The 18,219-nt window shown below is 59.7% G+C and carries 18 protein-coding genes and 1 tRNA gene; 10 read left to right on the forward strand and 9 right to left on the reverse strand.

Annotation, left to right across the window (positions count from 1 at the left end; genetic code table 11):
- Positions 1–73: 73 nt before the first annotated feature.
- Positions 74–817 carry an NAD kinase gene (locus ACO08C_RS13075; protein WP_421788724.1) on the reverse strand — a complete coding sequence of 248 codons (744 nt, stop codon included), beginning with the start codon at positions 815–817 and terminating at the stop codon, positions 74–76.
- 70 nt (positions 818–887) lie between these two features.
- Positions 888–1,943 carry a DUF2336 domain-containing protein gene (locus ACO08C_RS13080; protein ID WP_421786200.1) on the reverse strand — a complete coding sequence of 352 codons (1,056 nt, stop codon included), beginning with the start codon at positions 1,941–1,943 and terminating at the stop codon, positions 888–890.
- A 147-nt stretch (positions 1,944–2,090) separates the two neighbouring features.
- Here ACO08C_RS13080 and ACO08C_RS13085 point away from each other — a divergent pair, with 147 nt between their 5' ends.
- Positions 2,091–2,858, forward strand: coding sequence for a class II aldolase/adducin family protein (locus tag ACO08C_RS13085; protein WP_421786201.1), 768 nt, complete (start codon positions 2,091–2,093; stop codon positions 2,856–2,858).
- A 92-nt stretch (positions 2,859–2,950) separates the two neighbouring features.
- Positions 2,951–3,622, forward strand: coding sequence for a hypothetical protein (locus ACO08C_RS13090; RefSeq protein ID WP_421786202.1), 672 nt, complete (start codon positions 2,951–2,953; stop codon positions 3,620–3,622).
- Between the two features lie 6 nt (positions 3,623–3,628).
- Here ACO08C_RS13090 and ACO08C_RS13095 read toward each other — a convergent pair whose 3' ends face one another.
- Positions 3,629–4,111: a c-type cytochrome gene (locus ACO08C_RS13095; RefSeq protein ID WP_421786204.1), complete on the reverse strand. Its 483-nt coding sequence runs from the start codon at positions 4,109–4,111 to the stop codon at positions 3,629–3,631.
- Between the two features lie 176 nt (positions 4,112–4,287).
- Between ACO08C_RS13095 and ACO08C_RS13100 the strand changes: the two genes are divergently transcribed.
- On the forward strand, positions 4,288–5,589 hold the full coding sequence (locus ACO08C_RS13100; RefSeq protein WP_421786205.1) for an MFS transporter: 1,302 nt from the start codon (positions 4,288–4,290) through the stop codon (positions 5,587–5,589).
- 47 nt (positions 5,590–5,636) lie between these two features.
- The gene (locus tag ACO08C_RS13105) at positions 5,637–6,731 is read left to right on the forward strand and encodes a 2-hydroxychromene-2-carboxylate isomerase (protein WP_421786206.1); all 1,095 of its coding nucleotides are present in this window, start codon (positions 5,637–5,639) and stop codon (positions 6,729–6,731) included.
- Here ACO08C_RS13105 and ACO08C_RS13110 read toward each other — a convergent pair.
- The 4 genes from ACO08C_RS13110 to ACO08C_RS13125 form a co-directional block, all read right to left on the reverse strand.
- Positions 6,711–7,895: a HupE/UreJ family protein gene (locus ACO08C_RS13110; RefSeq protein WP_421786207.1), complete on the reverse strand. Its 1,185-nt coding sequence runs from the start codon at positions 7,893–7,895 to the stop codon at positions 6,711–6,713. The two genes, ACO08C_RS13105 and ACO08C_RS13110, sit on opposite strands and share 21 nt — an antisense overlap.
- Entirely contained in the window at positions 7,892–8,674 is a 783-nt protein-coding gene (locus ACO08C_RS13115; RefSeq protein WP_421786209.1) for a hypothetical protein, read from the reverse strand. Before ACO08C_RS13115 ends, ACO08C_RS13110 begins: the two co-directional genes overlap by 4 nt.
- Entirely contained in the window at positions 8,671–10,947 is a 2,277-nt protein-coding gene (locus tag ACO08C_RS13120) for a DUF3604 domain-containing protein (protein ID WP_421786211.1), read from the reverse strand. Before ACO08C_RS13120 ends, ACO08C_RS13115 begins: the two co-directional genes overlap by 4 nt.
- Before the next feature lie 64 nt (positions 10,948–11,011).
- A tRNA-Thr gene (locus ACO08C_RS13125) sits at positions 11,012–11,087 on the reverse strand.
- Positions 11,088–11,187: 100 nt separating this feature from the next.
- On the opposite strand from ACO08C_RS13125, the gene ACO08C_RS13130 reads away from it, so the two are divergent.
- The gene (locus ACO08C_RS13130; protein ID WP_421786212.1) at positions 11,188–12,390 is read left to right on the forward strand and encodes an APC family permease; all 1,203 of its coding nucleotides are present in this window, start codon (positions 11,188–11,190) and stop codon (positions 12,388–12,390) included.
- A 15-nt stretch (positions 12,391–12,405) separates the two neighbouring features.
- On the opposite strand, the gene ACO08C_RS13135 is transcribed toward ACO08C_RS13130, so the two are convergent.
- Entirely contained in the window at positions 12,406–12,813 is a 408-nt protein-coding gene (locus tag ACO08C_RS13135) for a DUF1761 domain-containing protein (RefSeq protein ID WP_421786214.1), read from the reverse strand.
- An 84-nt stretch (positions 12,814–12,897) separates the two neighbouring features.
- Here ACO08C_RS13135 and metG point away from each other — a divergent pair, with 84 nt between their 5' ends.
- The gene (gene metG, locus ACO08C_RS13140; protein WP_421786216.1) at positions 12,898–14,613 is read left to right on the forward strand and encodes a methionine--tRNA ligase; all 1,716 of its coding nucleotides are present in this window, start codon (positions 12,898–12,900) and stop codon (positions 14,611–14,613) included.
- A 389-nt stretch (positions 14,614–15,002) separates the two neighbouring features.
- On the opposite strand, the gene ACO08C_RS13145 is transcribed toward metG, so the two are convergent.
- On the reverse strand, positions 15,003–15,671 hold the full coding sequence (locus ACO08C_RS13145) for a hypothetical protein (RefSeq protein ID WP_421786218.1): 669 nt from the start codon (positions 15,669–15,671) through the stop codon (positions 15,003–15,005).
- Positions 15,672–16,225: 554 nt separating this feature from the next.
- Here ACO08C_RS13145 and ACO08C_RS13150 point away from each other — a divergent pair.
- The 4 genes from ACO08C_RS13150 to ACO08C_RS13165 all read left to right on the forward strand — a co-directional run bounded on the left by ACO08C_RS13150 (position 16,226) and on the right by ACO08C_RS13165 (position 18,141).
- Positions 16,226–16,342, forward strand: a complete 117-nt coding sequence (locus ACO08C_RS13150; protein WP_421788726.1) for a hypothetical protein — start codon at positions 16,226–16,228, stop codon at positions 16,340–16,342.
- Between the two features lie 231 nt (positions 16,343–16,573).
- Positions 16,574–16,975: a hypothetical protein gene (locus ACO08C_RS13155; protein ID WP_421786219.1), complete on the forward strand. Its 402-nt coding sequence runs from the start codon at positions 16,574–16,576 to the stop codon at positions 16,973–16,975.
- A gap of 51 nt (positions 16,976–17,026) precedes the next feature.
- Positions 17,027–17,560: a hypothetical protein gene (locus tag ACO08C_RS13160; RefSeq protein WP_421786221.1), complete on the forward strand. Its 534-nt coding sequence runs from the start codon at positions 17,027–17,029 to the stop codon at positions 17,558–17,560.
- A gap of 179 nt (positions 17,561–17,739) precedes the next feature.
- Complete coding sequence (locus ACO08C_RS13165) at positions 17,740–18,141, forward strand: helix-turn-helix domain-containing protein (RefSeq protein WP_421786222.1); 402 nt, start codon at positions 17,740–17,742, stop codon at positions 18,139–18,141.
- Positions 18,142–18,219 lie beyond the last annotated feature (78 nt).

An 18,219-nucleotide genomic window follows, 5' to 3' on the forward strand; every position in this document is an offset into this window, starting at 1 on the left:
ACCCTCCAGCCGCCTCTAACCGGCGAGCTTTGAAGCAGCGGTAGCAAATGATGCTTAACGGCGGCCTAAACGATCACGCTTGAAATTGTTCGATCAAGATGCGTTCGCCCAGCGCGCGGCCCTCGTCGAACAACATGTGCAGGCGAACATCATCAGCTTCCTCGATGTTCACCGACACGACATCGCGGAACTCCTGATTGTCCGCGACGGCCGAAACCGGCCGTTTTTCGGGCTCGAGCACATCAAAGCGGACTTTGCTGTCGTGGCTCAACAATGCGCCCCGCCAGCGACGCGGGCGGAAGGCGCTGATCGGCGTCAATGCGAGGGCGCGTGAGCCGAGCGGCAGGATCGGGCCGTGCGCTGAGGCATTGTAGGCCGTCGAACCCGCCGGTGTCGCTACCATGATCCCGTCAGCCGCCAGTTCCTCCAAGCGCACGCGGCCATCGACGGAGATGCGGATCTTGGCTGTCTGGCGTGTCTCGCGCAGGAGCGAAACCTCATTGATGGCAAGTGCGAAGAAGGTATCGCCCGCGATATCGGTACCCGTCGCCCGCAAGGGGTGGATCGACGTTTTTTCAGCCCGGCGCAGATGGTCCAGCAGGTCGTTTTCGGCGGGGTTATTCATCAGGAATCCGACCGACCCGTAATTGATTCCATAAACCGGGATGTCCCGTCCCAGTACAGCGTGAAGCGCTTCGAGCATCATGCCATCGCCGCCTAGAGCGACGACGACATCGGCATTCGCGACATCAGCATTGCCGTATTTCGCGGACAACCGCTTTTCGGCGTCAAGCGCCTCGGGCCGCTGACTCGCCATAAAGGCGATCGCCGGTTTCTCGGGCAGGTCGATGGGGCTCAAACACGCCTCCGGGAATGGACGACGTCATTCAATCGCTGGGAGCCAGGCGGCGCAAGGCGTCATAGGCGCTACCGGGCGTGTATTTCTGAAAAACCGTGGCCGCGCTGACCATAGCGTCCGGCGGCAGATCCGGCTGTACCCGCCCCGCGCGTTGCATACCGCGGAGGACAGCCGGAAACAAATTCTTGTCGATGCGCGCCGCTCGGCAGGCGAGGGCGGTTGCCCGCACGCTAGAGATGCCGACGGCCGTTCGCCATTGATCGGCTGAGACACCGCACAGATCGGCAATCGCATGGTCGAACAAAACGATTTTCCCCTCGGCGATGGCGCGGACCGCAACCGTACCGTTCAATTCGCCGGCGGTCGACATGCGGGATACGAGCTCGCGGGCATCCTTGTCCTCGTCATGGGAAGTTTCCCTGGCAGCCGTCCGCGTGCCGACATCATCCAACGCGCCGTGCGACAAGCCAAAATGGGCTTCGACCTGGGTCCTGACGGCTGCCGATATCTCGTCGGTGAGGCGCTCAACCAAAGCCGCCGGTAGATCGTCGCGATCAAGGAGGTTGGTCGAGATGCCTGGAGCCTGCTCTGCGGCATCCATGCACTTCTCCAATGTCCCGGTCGACATTCGCGCTGTCGCATTGGCGCTCAGCGCCTCCAGCACGTCGATCTCGGATCTATCAGCGACAGCATCTGTAACGGCGATCCCTATATGGTGTCGTTCTGCGATCATGACGCGGTGTGCGCGGCTGCCCTTTTCCGCGAGCTCTATAAGGTCGTCGGCATCGAGCACCTGGCTTCTAGCGATCACCGACGCCGCCACGCTCGGCGCATCGAATGCGAGATACCGGACTATGCCGCGCGGTGCCCAGTCACAGTCGGCGAGGCGCGAGGCCATCTGGATGCGGACACTTTCTTCGACCTTGTTGGCAAGCGACAGAAGGATGTCGTTCGCCAGCGGTTCGATCCGGTTGGTCAACGGCTTTGCGACGCAGATATCGGTGACGCCAATCGCGAGGGCGGCGCGGCTTCGCGGGTCGCGAACGCGTGCCAATTGCGTCAAGGCTATAGCGATACTGCTCATGGCTCCGCCGATTCGAAACGCGCGATGCTGCTATGCTACACCACTGCTGCCGCGTCATGGTTTACTGACCGTTAAATCGCCTTGTCAGAGCCAAGATTGACGCGGCGCGCAGGGCGGACGATCTTGAGACGCCAAAGGGAGGTTTTCATGGACGATCAGGCGCCACCGAGTGTGAAGGAACAAGTTTCCGAAGAAGAGTGGAAAGCGCGCTGCGATCTGGCGGCGCTTTACCGCTTGGTCCGGATGCATGGCTGGGACGATTTGTTCTTTACCCATATCTCGATGCGGGTTCCGGGTCCGGAGGAGCACTTCCTGCTCAACCCATTCGGATTGCTTTATGAGGATGTAACGGCCACCAATCTGGTAAAGGTCGATCTGGACGGAAACGTTCTGCCGCCATCGACCTACGGTATCAATCCGGCCGGATTCACCATCCACTCTGCGATCCACGCGGCGCGCCCGGACGTCACGGTTGCGATGCACCTTCATACCGATCAGGGCGTCGCCGTTGCGGCGCAGAAAGACGGTCTTCTTCCGATCTCGCAACTTGCCATGAATATCATGTCTGACGTGGCCTATCACGACTATGAGGGACTGGCGCTGGTCGAGGAGGAGAAAGCCCGCCTGGTGGGCGATCTCGGCGACAAGCACACGATGATTTTGCGAAACCACGGCACATTAGCGGTTGGCTCCCACCCGTTTCAGGCGTATTTACGAATTTATCTACTTGAACGTGCATGCCGGATTCAGACAATGGCGCAGGCCGGCGGGGAGTTGATCCACTGGGACAAGGAGATGCAGGACAAGGTCTTCAAGCAGGGCGAGGAGGGAATTCTCAACGAATTCTTCCTGGAGATCGCCTGGGCTGCTCTGCGCTCACGCGTCGACCGGGAATCGCCGGGCTACGATCGCTAGCGGTCTTATTTCTGTTTTTCAGTCTGGCGGCCGCGGCGAATGCCGGAGCGTGGGGTCAAGACAAGGGCCGGGGCATTATTATCTCCGGCCTTTTGCTGTCTGAAGCTGACGATCTGATTGATCGGGAGGGTCAGCGCCGCAGCGGTCTCTATTTCTCGAAATATGAAACCTCTCTGTACACCGAGTATGGCGTCACTGACCGCCTGACGCTCGTCCTGCAACTCGCCGGTCAGCGGGTCAGCCAGGACAATAATGGTGTTACGGATACGGCGTCTGGATTGGCCGCGAGCCGGCTTGGACTCCAATACCGGTTTTGGGATTCCGGACGCTGGGTGGCCGCCGCCCAGATTGCCGGCATTGTGCCGGGCGGCGGTGAAAATGTGGCGGATCGTCCGCTGGGCGATGGAGCCAATGGCATCGAACTCCGGGCCTTGCTAGGTCGAAGTGTTTCGCAAAACGGCTTCATCGATGCGCAGGTCGGACACGCATGGCGGAGCGAAAACTATCCGTCCGAATCCCGCTTCGATATCACCGTGGGATGGCGAATATCGGAACGCTACAGCGTAATGTTACAGTCCTTTCTGACGCGGGGCGATGCCGATCGGCTCCGCAATAACCGATCCTTCATCCAGCACAAGCTCCAGATCGGCGCTGGCCGGCAATTCGGCACCGGAGAGGTGATGCTAAGCGGCTTTACGACCGTTTACGGTCGGAACTCGATTGCAGAATCGGGAATTGCCGTGAGCTGGTGGCGGCGGTTCTAGCTGTTGCTAATCGGCCGCCGCGCCGGTCTCGTACATCAGATAAGCAATGACATTACGCCGGTCATCTGCCTCGCGAAGGCCGACGAAGGACATGCGGTTGCCGGGCAGGAATTCGCGCGGATTGGCAAGCCAGGCATCGAGCTGCTCCGGCGTCCAGGCAAAGTCGGCATCGCGCAGGACTTGCGAATAATTGAAATTCTCCGCGTTCCCGGCCTCGCTGCCGAACATTCCGTAGAGGTTGGGTCCGACGCGATGGCTGCCAGCCTCATTGACCGTATGGCAAGATCCACAACGGCGAAACAGCCGACGCCCGGCATCATAGTCGGCGGTGTCATAGGGGGCGGGCAGGGCGGATAGGTCGACCGTTGTCACGGCTGCCGGTTCGGGCGGCGTATCCGGACCGGACGCGCTCTCCTGTCCCGCCTGTTCGCCGCCATTACCGCAAGCGGCCACAGCGCCTGCGCCTATCAGGATTGCCAACCAACGCATGAAATCATCCCCTTCTGTCTCCAACGCGAATCCTAGCCGAAAACCGTCACCGATCCAGCCATCGGTCAGCGCTTGCGTTTCAGCGACGCTTTCGATTGCCCGCCGCTTTCCAGTTGGAAGCCTCTGCAATCACCTAAACTTGTCCCGCAGGATACCGGGCACTAGTTCCGCCAGACATGAGTGATCGATCTGACAAGGAATGGCTGCGGCCGGCCTTTGAGGCAGTGGCGATCGACGATGAGGGACGCGCCTGCCGGGATATACCTGACAGTGCCTGCCGCGAGGAAGCCGGGAATTTCTTCCGGCATGTCGGAGCCCTCTCGCTGTCCAAAAGTGCTGACGGGCTGATCGATCCCAAGCTCGTGCTGAGCTGGCTCTTGCTGCAACTCGGCGCTCCGTCAGCCTTGGTAGGGTTGCTCGTGCCGATCCGCGAAGCCGGTGCGCTCCTGCCGCAATTGTTCACGGCTGGCGCGCTGCGCCGCTTGCCGCAGCGCAAATGGGCATGGGCGGCGGGTGCCGCCGTGCAAGGCGTATCGGCGATTTCGATCGGATTGGCTGCGATTTTCCTAAGCGGGCGGGCTGCCGGCCTGGTGATCCTGTCTGCTCTTACTGTGTTGGCGCTGGCACGTAGCGTCTGTTCGGTCTGCTACAAGGATGTCCTCGGCAAGACCGTCGATAAGTCCCGCAGAGGCACTGCGACCGGCCTGGCCGGTACCATCGCCTCGGTCATCGTTATCGTGTTTGCCGGCCTGCTCGCGACCGGTTTCATCGAGCGGCTGACACTGGTTACTGTTGCGCTGTTTCTGGCCGGTCTTGCGTGGTTAGCCGGCGCTGGATTATTCGCCACATTGAGAGAGCACTCCGGGGCGACGGACGGCGGCAAGTCGGCGTTTGCGGCGGCGATAGAGAATCTCACGCTTCTGGCCAGCGAACCGCAATTACGCCGGTTTATTATTGTCCGGTCGCTTTTAACGGCGACTGCGCTGGCACCGCCCTTCATGGTCGCGGCGGCGCAAACCGATGACAGCCTGCCCCTGGGGGCCCTGGTGTTGGCTTCGGCGATGGCTGGCCTGATCAGCAGCTATGTCTGGGGCCGCCTGTCGGATCGCTCGAGCCGGAAAGTCCTCGTATTCGCTGCATGGGCTGGGGCGATCAGCCTGGCGGCCACAGTGGGTCTGTCATTGGCCGGCTGGTTGCACCCGCTTTTCGCCCTGCCGCCTGTGCTGTTTGTTCTGATGATCGCGTATCAGGGAGTCCGCCTCGGCCGGTCCACACATCTGACCGACATGGCCGATGCCGATAACCGCGCAGCGTTCACAGCGCTCTCGAACACGATTGTCGGAGTCGTCCTGCTTGCGGGCGGCGTGTTCAGCCTGATCGCAGCCCTGGCCGGGCCGGTCATGGTGTTGGGGCTAATGGCCGCCATGTCGGTGAGTGGCGGGCTCCTGGCGCTCGGCCTCACGGAAGTACAGGCTTGACCGCTATTCCACCTTCATTCCTCTTAGCGGAAGGATCGGGGGGGCGCATGACCGCTCGCACACTTTTCGTTCAGGGACTGACCAGCCGCCGTGTGCGGGACCTGGCGCGGATTGCGCGCGCTGCGGCCCGAATGGCGTCGGGCAAACGCAAGACTCTCAAATTGTTCTACGAAGAGGGCGAGCCTTATTCGGAGCTTCTGCTGGACGTGATGCCGGGACTGGCGCGCGCCTATAACGTTGGCTTCGAGCTCAGACCCGTCGGCCCGCCGGAAACGTCCGCGGCGCCCGAGCCGGAAATGCTCGCCGCGTGGTCGCGGCGCGACGCGGACGCATTGCGCCAAGCCTATCGAATTCCGCGAAGTCTCTATTCTGTCGAGAGTGTCGGCGAGCTGGACGAAAACGCTCGGTGGCGCCAAGCGCATGGCCATTATGGCAGCGGCATGGTCTGGTTCGAGGGCGAATGGTATTGGGGAATCGACAGGCTGCATCACCTCGAACGGCGTCTGGGGGCGCGTGAAGGCGAGTTGGTCTTTACACCGCTTGCCGAGCCGGAGGGGCCGACAGGCGGCTCATTCGACGTGTTTTTTTCGTTGCGCAGCCCTTACAGCTACATTGCGATGATGCGGGCGCCGGAACTGGCCAAACGCTGGCAAGCCGAACTGGTTCTCAAGCCGGTCTTGCCCATGGTCATGCGGTCATTGCCAGTGCCGCGGCAAAAGCAATTCTACATCGTCCGCGACGTGAAGCGCGAAGCCGAACGCTACGGCCTCCCCTTCGGCAAGATCTCTGATCCGGTCGGCGCTGGTGTTGAGCGCGGTCTGGCGATTCTTCACCAGGCTATTCCCGACGGCAAAGGCATCGCATTCACGCAGAGTTTTTACACGGCCGTCTGGTCAGAAGGCGTTGATGCGGCCAGAGATTCCGGTCTTCGCAAGATTGTCGAGCGTGCCGGTATCGACTGGTCCTTTGCCGAAGCCGCAATGGCCGATGAAAGCTGGCGTCAGGCGGTGGACGCGAACCGGCAGGAGATGTTTGCGCTCGGGCATTGGGGGGTACCGACTTTCCGCGTCGCAAAGCGAGCGGCGTTCGGGCAGGACCGGCTTTGGCAGGTCGGGCGCTGGCTAGAGGAAAGCGCGGCCTAGAAACCAGTAGCTGCCCAGTCCCGCGAGTCCGCCGATCAGAACAGCGTGGCCATAGGATAGTATTCGCGCGGGCATCATCCGTTGCGAAATGCCGACCGCAGCCAGGGCGATGGCGACGATGGCGAGTTGACCAAGCTCGACGCCGACATTGAAGGCGAGCAGCGCCGGGATCAGCGCCTCGCCCGCGATATCAATCTCCAGAAGTATGCCGGCAAAGCCGATGCCATGGACAAGCCCGAAGCCGGCACTCATCGCCGGAGCCGCCAAGACGGCTCTGCCGCCACCGCCAAGCCAATGGAAATAGGCAACGGTCAGCGTGATCAGCCCGAGCCAGACCGGCCAGGTCAGCGCGCTGCCGGCGACCATCGACACCATGGCGAGTGCCAGTAAGCCGGCACCACCCGCCCAGGCTGCAGAATGGAGTGCGCCCTGTCGCGACAACGCGGCCTCTGCGGAAATGAACAGGATCGAAAATCCGATAAGCGACTCGACCGCTGCGCCGGGCGGTGACACCCAGCCGATGACGGCAAGCGCGAGCGTGACCGAATGACCAACGGTAAAACCGAGCGTCACCATCGCGATGCGCCGCCAGCCTGAGACCAGCAGCAACAGTCCCAGCACGAAGGCAACGTGATCCAGGCCGCCAAGGATGTGTTCGAATCCCAGCAAGAGAAAGCCCGCCCAATGCCCAGCGGCGGCCGGGTCCGTGCCAAAAGAGGCCGTCGACCGGTCACGCGACAGCACCTGCTCGCGAAAACCGTCTGCGGTCTCCAGGCGTGTGAAGTGGACATGGTTGGCAGACAAGGGCGAGAAGACGCGAACGCCGATTTCGATGTCGCCCGTGACTTCGCAGCGCCAAATGCCGCGGCCTTCCAGTCGTCCATCAGGGCGCAGTTGAATAGTCGGCGGTGCATTGAGCAGACAGGCTTCGCCGCCGCGGGAAACCTCCAACCCGTCGATCAGTCTTTGACGGAATGCGTTCTCCAGACTTACGCTTCCCTGGTCGAGCGCCAACAACAAGGTGGCCTGACGCGCTTCGAGGTAGATTCGGCCTTCCAGACCCGTTTCGGACTCGCGCCACACTGAATTGGAACGGCTGCGCTCATGCGCATCGGCTGCGGCCAGCGTGAAGAGGGCCAACAGAATAGCGATGAGTGCTTTCATTGTTGTGGTAGCGGCTGGCGCGCGATATCGGCCTCCCGCCGCAATTCCGCGAGGTAAGACTCTAGCGCGGCTTCTTCGGCGCGCTCATGCCAGAGTGCTTCGACACGGCGGCGATTGGGCTCGAATTGCGGTTCGCCGGCCGGTGTAAACGCGACAATCGTCAGCCAATGATAGCGGCCAGCGCTTTCCAAGGGGCCGAGCCTTTCGCCGGCTGCGGCCGATTGTAACTCGGCGGTCAGCGCTTCGCCGAGATAGCGGCGCAGCTCCGTCAGAGTGAGCAGGCGGTCAGGTGGATGAGCTGCGGGCCGGCGGCGTGGCCCGTCGGGCGCTGCGGCGGATTGCCATTGCACCCGATAGCGATCCCCGGCGGCAAAAAACTCGACATTGGCTTGGAAAAAGTTGCGGAGCTCCGCTTCGGGCGGGAGCGGCTCGGCCTGACTTCGCGCAAAATCGATCATGGTCATGACGATGGCCCGACGCACATTGGGAGCATTGCGCGGCATGTCCAGCGCGATGCCGCGCTGGAATAGCAATTCCTCGTCTACCAGGCGCTCAATCGCGCGGTCCGTGTCGTCCTCTGTCAGCGGATTGCGGCTGTCGCGGGACATCGCTTCCAGGGCGAGTTCGACATCTTCTACCGGGATTGGGTGACCATTGACCGTCACCGCGACATGGCTGCCGCGCGCAATTGGGCTTTCGCCTGGCCACAATACGCTGGCGAGAACCAGCAGGCCGCCGGCTGCGGCGCCCAGGCCCCACCCCCAATGGGCAGAATTCATTCCGTGGCCTCGGGATCATCTGCTGCTTGCGGCAGATGGGTCAGGTAGATCGGAGAGGACCAGGCGCGGTGTTCAACCTCGGCAATACAGTCGTCGGACATGTCGGTGCGGTAGTCGCCGAAACACGGATTGGCCTCGATGCAGCGGCCATTCTCGTCATAGCGGCAACGCAAGGGATTGCCATTGACCTGGCCCGATGGCTCCTGGATCGCACGGACATAATAGATCGTATCGCGGCCTGCCGCGGCATAGTCCGGATCGGAAAAGGTCACCTCACATCCTTCGCCGAAATCGTCGCAAGGCAGGGTCTGCCAGACATCCTCGATGAGATCGTCCAGCGGCTCATTCGCCGTGATCTGCGGGCGTATCCGGATGACTTCGATGCGCGTTATGCGGAACCGTTCATTGCCCGGATTATAGCACTCGCCACGGCAGAGTTGCTGAAGGCGGTCCGGCGACAACCCGCGCACCGAATAGTCGGGGCATCCCGGGTTCTGCCGAAGCGATCCCGCGGCGCGGACGCGAAACAGCGGACTTTCCCCACGCTCGGCCGTATCCCCCATGCCCGCCAGAGCGCGGCCGTCTTCGTCGATCAGATCGAACCAGAGTAATTGCCGCAAACCCGAGGTGGCATAGACCTGCCGATTCTCCAGCGCAGACCAGAGGCCGTCACGCGAGCGTTCTGAAACGTGCGCGGCTACGAGCCCGCCGCCGGTAAAAAAGCTCGCCTGGCGCTCGAGCTCTGTGATCTGGAAGCCGGCAGCCTGGATCAGTTCGTCCCGCGTGATGCGCCGTGAATCCGCCGGCGCCTCGGAATCGGGCGGCAGGAAGCGCTCGGCGATGTTCTGACTAACCGCACCACCGGCATCGGTCATGTAATGGCGTTCGAAAGGCTTATAGCCGATTCCAGGACGCGCGGTGTGCGTGTCAGATGATCCGATGAACCCCCAGCGAAACCGGAATTCGCCGCCTTCATCGTCGAAATGCGTGGCCGCCAGCCCGGCCTGCACACTGGTGGTCGGAATATGGTTGAAAGCCGGGAGGAAGCAGTCGCGGCATTGACCCGAATCCTGCCAATCCTCAGGTGTTTCGCCGAGTACGGTGAGGTGTCCGGCCAGGCCGACATGGACCGCGTTCTCGCGGGCGATTAAGGCCCGCTCGTCGCATATTTCCTCGGGCAGACCTTCACTTTCGCACCGCTCCCGAATGATCTCGCCAGCGCGCCAACAAGACGGCAGGTAGTTGCCTGAGGGCTCCGGGCAAACGAGATCATCGATTCCGCCCAGCGCCGGCCGCCAAGGCCGGTATTCCTCTGAATTGCCGTGACCTGAAAAGATCTCGATAAGCCTGAACGCGTCGGGACGTTGTGCCGGATTGAGTTGCTTGTTCCATGTCGTGCCTGGCGGTGTGTAGAATCCCCAAGCCGAGCCATGCGGGATGATTAACGGATCCAGCCCCTGGCTTTCGAGGCGGGTCACGAGCTCGCCGGGTGTCGCCGCGATTTCATAACAATCGCGGGGCAGCGCGCCCGATTCCACAGATTCGTCGCAGAGCGGAACGTCGCGAACATCCTGCACGAAACGTCCGAAATCGTAGTAGTTCTGACGGTTGGACAAGTCGAGGAATGCGATCTCGGGCGGTAACATGGCTTGCGCATTGTCGCGCAGAGCGCGCACAGTCACACCGGCTGCAGCGATGGGCCGAGCGGCGATTGCGTCCCGGTCTAGCGAGCGGAAAACAACATTCTTATGGCCGTAATGATCGTCCGGCAGGGCGCCGACCTGTGTCCATTCAAAGCCGACAAACGGAATGACGTCGGGAATGCCATCGGCATCTGACCGCGCCGCGCATTGCTGGACGGTATCGATGATTTGGCTCCAGCGCGCGGGCGTTAAAGCCTCGGCATGATCGGTAGATGCCCAGAAGTCGAGCGCCGAGCAAAAGCGCGCGAAATCGCACGCATCGGCAACCGGATTCGCGCCTTCGCCGCGCAGCAGCGGCAAGGCCCAGACGAAAGCGTCGGTCGAGTAGGTGGAATGAACATGCAGATCGCCGAACAAAATCTCGGTATCGTCCGGCTGGCCGAGCGCGCCGGCGGCGGCATTGATGCGGGCGATCCGGTCCTCGATGGTCTCGGCGGGTACAGCGTTTGCCGTAATCTCACCCGGTCCTCTCGGCCGTCCGTGCCAGCCTTCGAAGACGCCATAAACGTATAGACCGACGAAAATTGCCGCGGCCGCGATCACCGCGCTGCCGATCGTCAAAAGTCGCATCTGATCCTCCCCGCCCGGTCTGAAGCCTATGCCCGCCGCGGGTTGGAGGAAAGAGGGATAAGAATGGTGCCGGCTGAGGGACTCGAACCCCCGACCCCCTGATTACAAATCAGGTGCTCTACCAGCTGAGCTAAGCCGGCGCCGCGAAGGCCGCCGGGCCCGCACCGCGCCATCCTGATAGTCGCCTCCTGCGCGGCGCACAAGCTTTCGCTGTGCAACCCGTTCTGCTATGCGCAGGCGATGATCCGGCTCAAGCGTGCTGTCGGCCTGACCGGCCTAACCCTATACGGTCTCGGCGTGACGCTGGGCGCGGGCATTTACGCGCTGATTGGCGAAATGTCGGGGGCGGCGGGGCTGTACGCGCCGCTGGCTTTTCTGTTCGCTGGCGGATTGGCGGCCTTCACCGGCCTGTCTTATGCCGAGCTGGCTTCGCGGTATCCGGAAGCGGCTGGAGAGGCCGCCTATGTCGATCATGCGTTTTCGCGGCGTGCAATCACCGCGCTTGCCGGTTATGGCGTCGTTCTTTCCGGGTCGATCTCCGCCGCGGTCGTTCTGCACGGATTCGCCGGATATTTTTCGGCCTTGTCGGCGCTGCCGTCCTGGATTGCGGTTTTTGCTGTCATCGCCGGATTGGTGGCAATTGTGGCGTGGGGCGTTGAACTGTCGATCTGGGTCGCCGGAGCCATCACTGTGACCGAAGCGGCTGGCCTGCTGATGATCATCGCCGTTGCCACGCCGGATGCCGTGACGATGCCGCCACCGGCACCTGATGCCGTTGGCATTCCTTGGGCGGGGATTTTTGCCGCCACGGTCATGGCTTTTTTTGCCTTCATCGGTTTCGAGGATATCGTCAACATGGCGGAGGAAACGCGGGCGGCGCGGCGTACCGTGCCGCTTGCCATCCTGTTGACGCTGTCGATATCAGCCGTGCTGTATGCGGCCGTTTCCTTCGTTGCCGTTCGCGCCGTCGACCCGGCCCAGCTCGCCGAAGAGTCGGGACCTCTGGCGGCGGTTTTCGAGAGCGCTACCGGTCTCTCCGGCACGCCCATCGCCCTGATCGCCGTGCTGGCAATGCTGAACGGTGCACTCGTGCAGTTGATGATGGCGTCGCGAGTGTTCTACGGGCTAGCCCGCCGGGGCTTGGCGCCTGCGCCGCTGGCCAGGGTACACAGGGTGCGCCGCACACCTGTGCGGGCGACCCTCCTCGCCGGCACTCTGGTTGCCGCTTTAACACTGGCCGGTGGTCTGGGCCCCCTCGCGATCGCGGCGTCGACCGTTACGCTACTCGTTTTCTCGCTCGTCAATGCGGCCTTGATCGCCGTGCGTTGGCGCGACCCAGAGTGCGGCAAAGCCGGATTCCAGGCGCCGGTCTGGGCTCCTTATCTCGGTGTGGCGACGAGCTTGGCCGCGGTCGCCGGGGTGGCCGTCCAAACGTTCAGTTAGCTGCCGTCAGGCCGCTTATCTGAAAAAGCTGAAAATCACGCCTGCGAGCGTGTAGGCCACCAGCTGATTGCCGAAATGGATCAAGGTCAGCTCAATCGATTGCCCTTCCCAGATGTGTTTCAGCATTTCCGTGGTGGCTGAAAAGAATAACCAGACCAGCGCAGCGGCGATCATACAGTCGACCAGCCCGTCCCGGCCGCTCCATGCGAGAATGACGCCGATACCAATGGCGGCGACAAGGGAGTTTGTAACGCCCTTTGCCATGGTGACCGCCATATTTCCGTCTTTCAGAGATTCCTCGGTGAAGTTGTTGAGCGCCATCCAGCGCTTTCCGAACAACGGGCCATACCAGACCATACCGACCAGCATGAAGCCGACGCTCGAGAGCAGAACTGCAATGATATTGATGCCGTATAGGTCCATGACTTTCCTCCCCAGCCATTCGCGCGTATGTCTCGCGCCAGACACGAAAACCCTAAATTCAAAAGGGATGAAGGCGAAGCGAAAATGGCCCGGTATCTGATCACGAGTGCGCTACCGTATATCAATGGGGTCAAGCATCTCGGCAATCTGGCGGGGTCTATGCTGCCAGCTGACGTCTATGCGCGTTTCCAACGCCTGCGCGGCCACGAGGTGCTCTATATCTGCGCCACCGACGAGCACGGCACGCCGGCCGAGCTGGCCGCCGCCGCTGCCGGCGTGGACGTTGAGTCGTATTGCGACGAAGAGCACGAAATCCAGCGCGTGGCCGGCGAGGGCTTTGCGCTCAGTTATGATCATTTCGGGCGAACTTCGGCTGCGCCCAATCATCGGTTGACCCAGCATTTCGCCGCGGTGCTGGAAGACAAGGGATTGATCGACGAACGCGCAGACGAACAGGTGTATTCGATCGACGATGAGCGGTTTTTGCCGGACCGTTATGTTGAGGGTATCTGCCCGCACTGCGATTTCGAGCGGGCCCGCGGCGACCAGTGCGACAATTGCGGGCGCCTGCTGGAGCCGACGGACCTGAAAGAACCGTATTCGAAAATCTCCGGCTCGAAGAATTTGGAAGTGCGCGAGACACGGCATCTCTATCTCTTGCAGACAAAGATGGAGCCAAAACTGCGCGAGTGGGTAAATGCCGCTGCCGACAGCTGGCCGTCCCTTGCCGTGTCGATCGCCAACAAATGGCTGGACGAAGGTCTGCGCGACCGGTCCATCACCCGCGATCTGTCCTGGGGCGTGCCGGTCGCGCGTGACGGCAAGGTGCGCGCCGGTTTCGAGAACAAGGTCTTCTATGTCTGGTTCGATGCGCCGATCGGCTATATCGGCGCGACCGAGGAATGGGCGTTGTCCAATGACGGTGACTGGGAACGCTGGTGGCGCACTGACAAGGGCGCGGATGACGTCACCTATGTCCAGTTCATGGGCAAGGACAATGTCGCCTTCCATACGGTGAGTTTCCCGGCGACGATCCTCGGATCCGAAGAGCCATGGAAGACCGTCGACCGGCTGAAAGCCTTTAACTGGCTCAATTGGTATGGCGGCAAGTTTTCGACCTCGGAACAACGGGGTGTGTTCATGGACACGGCGCTGGAATTGCTGCCCGCGGATTACTGGCGCTGGTATCTCACGGCGAATGCACCGGAAGGCTCGGACACGCAATTCACCTGGGAACATTTCCAGGGCGTGGTGAACAAGGATCTCGCCGACGTGCTCGGCAATTTCGTCAATCGCATCCTGCGCTTCAACAAGTCGCGCTTCGACAACGTGGTGCCGGAAGGCGGCGAGACGGGCGAGCACGAAGCCTGGCTGGCGCGCGAAGTCGACGAACGCCTGGCGGCAATCGTCGAGAATTACGAGGCAATGCGCTTCCGGCCGGCGGCGGCAGAAACCCGCGCGCTGTGGGCGGCGGGTAATGAATACCTCACCCGCGCCGAACCGTGGACGCATTTCAAGATCGACCGCGACAAGGCGGCCGTGGGCGTCCGCACGGCGCTCAATCTTGCCGTGCTGATGGGTATCGCCGCACAGCCGATCATCCCGAATACCGCCGCAGCCATTCTCGATTGTCTCGGCGTTCCGAAGGGCAACCGGCGCTGGCCGGAAGAACCGGCGGCCGACCTGCTGGACGTGTTACCGAAAGGCATGGCAGTGACGCCGCCCGATGTTCTCTTCGCCAAGATAGATGATGACCAAGTGGCGGAGTGGACGGCGCGTTTCGGAGGCGAGGGCAGCTAGGTCTGCTGGTGATTTGATTGAGTAACCAAAACGGGCTGCGATAATGGTCAATTCAGCACAGTAACGACGGTCTAGGTTAAAATAGCGAATGATACATAATTATACCGCCAATTAGGAAATAGGGCTTGTTGAGTGGATGTTTGTCTTTTCACCGAAACACCTTCAAAGTTACCCTTGATCCCAGCTATAAGCTTTAGTGGTTCTGTTCAGCTGTAAAAAGTGGCTGGCGGCCGATAGTCGGCGCGCGACTTAGAAAAATATTGAATGCACTCAATATGGGCTATTTTAATATGATAAAATCCAACAATTTTGCATTCTTATTCAGCAAATATTAAATAAAATTAGAAATATTAAATAATAAAATTTTCCGTATTTAAAATATCTTGGCACTATGCAATAAATCGAAGTGATGCATCACAGTCAGGGTCGAGCCACGCATCGAATGCATGAATGGAAGCGATTCGAAATTCCGCAGCACCGGGGCCGAACCAAGTACCTATATAAATATTTTGCTGTCTATCAATATTATACGAATTTTGTGTTCGACCATTTATGTCGATCAGTTTTGTTCTAAATTCAGATATTTCAACTATTCCGTACTGTACCCACGGCATAACACGCGTTTGAATGGCTTGTCTATAAGCAAAGTGAAAAACACATGGTTTATATAGTAGCTGCCGATTTTTTGTTCGAAGTGCAATGTTTGCATAATAATTCGCTTTGACGCTAGGGTTGTGAAAAATTTCAAATGTCTCCCATCGTCTTTTGTAATATTCGGCAACTTGGATAGGTGGCCATTCGAATTGCTGTCCGAAAAATTCGGAAATAAACTTAAGCGCGGGGTGAGGCCAAGCCGCTGCCCAGAAAGCAACGTTAAGACGCCTAATAGCTTTTTCTTCTTGGCCTGGCACGATTTCGATCATTGCAAAGGGATCAATATCGAGAAGCCCGCATAGCTGCAGATAGCTTTTCGCGTTTTGCGGCAGCTGCCCTTTTCGCCAACGGTAGATAGTCGCCAAATCCGGGGCCCCAATACCTCGATTGGTGGCTTCAGACATGGAAAGACCAGAAAGTTTTCTGTTTTTTGCTGTATCTGAGGTCTTGTCGTTCCGATCGCCGTACCGGTCCCGCCACAGCTGCTCCAATTCGAGCGGGGTGCTTAAGCGCTTAAGCAATGCACCGTTTAGATGAATCGAATGACCCAATGTTATTTAGCTTTCGCAAATGGCTTCGGCTCTTTGCGAGTCCGATAATTACTACCGATGCTAAATTTGATTTGGCGTCCGTCAAGAACGCCGAAACTCACACATAGGATGTATTGGAGGTTGCAATGGAAAAGAAAGGAAAATGCCGATGCGGTTGGACATGGTATGTCTGTAACAACTGCCGTGCTGCAGGTTGCGGGAACGATAAATGCCCAAATTACCAGTGGGTCGGTCTTCATGACATAATTGGAGGTAATTGGTGTAGAACCTGTCGAAAGTCATAGGCTTTTTTCTCGCGTGATTGAGGGTTCGTTTCGAACTCTTTCGCAGAGTATTGCTTTGCGGCAGACTCCGAGCGCGCAATAGATCGTATTCGTTTCCGGTCGGCGGCGGCAGAAACCCGCGCGCTGTGGGCGGCGGGCAATGAACACCTCGCCCGCGCCGAGCCGCGGACGCATTTCAGGACCGATCGCAGAAGGGCAGCGGTCGCGGTGCGCGCGCGGCATTCAACCTTGCCGCGCTGAGGCGCATTGCCGCGCCGGCGAGCGCCGTCCTCGGCGATTCACCGCTGGAATTGCCGGAAATGATGGCGCGCACGCCGAGCAGTAAGATCATCACAGGCCTGCTGGTCATGAATTCAGCAAGCGGCAGATATGAGCGGGCGGCAAGTTAATGGCGTGTAAGACGGCCGTTTACGAAGCCGCTATCAAATCCTGCCAGTGTTGCCGTCGTGGATCTTTGGCCGAGGAAAGATCATGACATTTTCGAACCGATCGTTGGAGCCGGCGGGCGAACGCATCGCGCAGCTCTTGAAACTCGTCGTCCACCATCGCGGTCCCGACGCGGAGCAAAAGCTGATGGAAGCCATTGGCGAAGAAAGGCTGTTTGAGATCTATTCTGGTCAGGAGCCCAGATTCAGCGAGCTGGAGGAGATTTCCGCCACGCTCTCAATTCCCATTTCAACATTTCAAAGCTTCAATTCTGGCGACTTTCCGCAGCTTGAAATCGTTTGGGCCGAGTTGCTCTATCACGCGCGCTCGCTGTCGCATCGGGAAATCGAGGAATTAGCATTACGAATCGCGGACCTCACGCCGACGGGGAGCCATGCGAAATCACTCATCAGAAAGATGGGTCATTTGCCTAAGTTGCCTGACTAGGCCACGATTGGCGAGATCCGTCCTCAATACGGCAACCATAAGGGCATCGAATTGAATCGACGACCGATAATCGTTCTTCATTCGCCCGAAGATGCGCAAAACGCTTTCCAGATTGCGCGCCAATTGATCGGCCCTGACCGGCTGTTCGACGACGGCGCTGTTCGCCTTCTCACAGCCGGGAAAAGTTGCCGTCTACCGCTCGGGTTTGAAACAGCGCGGATGGTTGTCGTGACATCCTTGTCATCCGTGAATTCGCTCGCCGTCAGCAGAGTTCTTGATGCCTTCTTGCAGTACCGTGACCGGCACGACGTTATGGTCGTGGTGGCCTCGACAACCCCGCCAGGATTTTCCGAGGATGCCCTGATCAGTCCGATCCTGATGTATCAGAGATCCAAGCTTACCGGGTTCCTGGAAGCTTGCGGGGCTCCACAATCTTTTGCGGCCGACCTTCGAATCGACACCGTGGACGAGGCGATATCAAAGCTGGAGGCCATCATCACCGCTGATGAAAACAACGACCGGCAAAGCGATCATTCAGCGGGCGGATGCGTTCGCAAGTCTAGCGCCATGCGTAAGCGCTTGTAGGGGGGTGCGATTGCCGCTTGCCTTCAAGCGTACCATGTCGTGACGCGAAGATAATCAGTCGTCTGGCTTAATGGCGGGCGTCTGCGGACCGTAAGGTTTGTGTGGACCGCCCGGAGCGTGATTGTCTAAGATGTGTTCTGTGCGAACACGCGACCAAGTTACTTTTCAAAGGGGGGCGCATGCCGAGCCATTCACCCAAGAGCGTCACCGAAGTTGATGTCCATGTCGGGTCACGCGTGCAATTACGACGCAAGTATTTGAACATGACTCAGGAACGGCTCGGCGACCTGCTCGGTGTGACGTTCCAGCAAGTGCAGAAATATGAGCGGGGCGCCAACAGAATTGGTGCCAGCCGGCTATATGATCTAGCGCGTGTGCTGGACGTTCCCATTACCTATTTCTTCGAAGGCATTGGTGAAGGCGAGTTGGACTGCGCGAACGCGCAAGACGATGAATCTTCGACATTGAAACTGATGCAGAGTCGGGACGAGGCTGAACTGGCTCAAGCGTTTTCAAGGATCAAGACGCCAAAGGTACGCCGCGGCGTGATCGAGCTGATGCGGGCCCTGTGCGAATCCTAAAGCGCGTTGCCTTCTAGGGATTTGAACCCAGGCGCCGCACTCTTTAATGAACAAAGGTAAGGGCGGTGTCGTGCGTTG

Origin of the sequence: Hyphobacterium sp., from assembly GCF_965229905.1 — a bacterium.
GTDB lineage: Bacteria > Pseudomonadota > Alphaproteobacteria > Caulobacterales > Maricaulaceae > Hyphobacterium.

Bases quoted from the DNA above. Each gene is read 5' to 3' on its own strand.
- ACO08C_RS13075 (WP_421788724.1), bottom strand. From the start codon at position 817: ATGGCGAGTCAGCGGCCCGAGGCGCTTGACGCCGAAAAGCGGTTGTCC.
- ACO08C_RS13080 (WP_421786200.1), bottom strand. From the start codon at position 1,943: ATGAGCAGTATCGCTATAGCCTTGACGCAATTGGCACGCGTTCGCGAC.
- ACO08C_RS13085 (WP_421786201.1), top strand. From the start codon at position 2,091: ATGGACGATCAGGCGCCACCGAGTGTGAAGGAACAAGTTTCCGAAGAA.
- ACO08C_RS13095 (WP_421786204.1), bottom strand. From the start codon at position 4,111: ATGCGTTGGTTGGCAATCCTGATAGGCGCAGGCGCTGTGGCCGCTTGC.
- ACO08C_RS13100 (WP_421786205.1), top strand. From the start codon at position 4,288: ATGAGTGATCGATCTGACAAGGAATGGCTGCGGCCGGCCTTTGAGGCA.
- ACO08C_RS13105 (WP_421786206.1), top strand. From the start codon at position 5,637: ATGACCGCTCGCACACTTTTCGTTCAGGGACTGACCAGCCGCCGTGTG.
- ACO08C_RS13110 (WP_421786207.1), bottom strand. From the start codon at position 7,895: ATGAAAGCACTCATCGCTATTCTGTTGGCCCTCTTCACGCTGGCCGCA.
- ACO08C_RS13115 (WP_421786209.1), bottom strand. From the start codon at position 8,674: ATGAATTCTGCCCATTGGGGGTGGGGCCTGGGCGCCGCAGCCGGCGGC.
- ACO08C_RS13120 (WP_421786211.1), bottom strand. From the start codon at position 10,947: ATGCGACTTTTGACGATCGGCAGCGCGGTGATCGCGGCCGCGGCAATT.
- ACO08C_RS13130 (WP_421786212.1), top strand. From the start codon at position 11,188: ATGATCCGGCTCAAGCGTGCTGTCGGCCTGACCGGCCTAACCCTATAC.
- ACO08C_RS13135 (WP_421786214.1), bottom strand. From the start codon at position 12,813: ATGGACCTATACGGCATCAATATCATTGCAGTTCTGCTCTCGAGCGTC.
- metG (WP_421786216.1), top strand. From the start codon at position 12,898: ATGGCCCGGTATCTGATCACGAGTGCGCTACCGTATATCAATGGGGTC.
- ACO08C_RS13145 (WP_421786218.1), bottom strand. From the start codon at position 15,671: ATGTCTGAAGCCACCAATCGAGGTATTGGGGCCCCGGATTTGGCGACT.
- ACO08C_RS13155 (WP_421786219.1), top strand. From the start codon at position 16,574: ATGACATTTTCGAACCGATCGTTGGAGCCGGCGGGCGAACGCATCGCG.
- ACO08C_RS13165 (WP_421786222.1), top strand. From the start codon at position 17,740: ATGCCGAGCCATTCACCCAAGAGCGTCACCGAAGTTGATGTCCATGTC.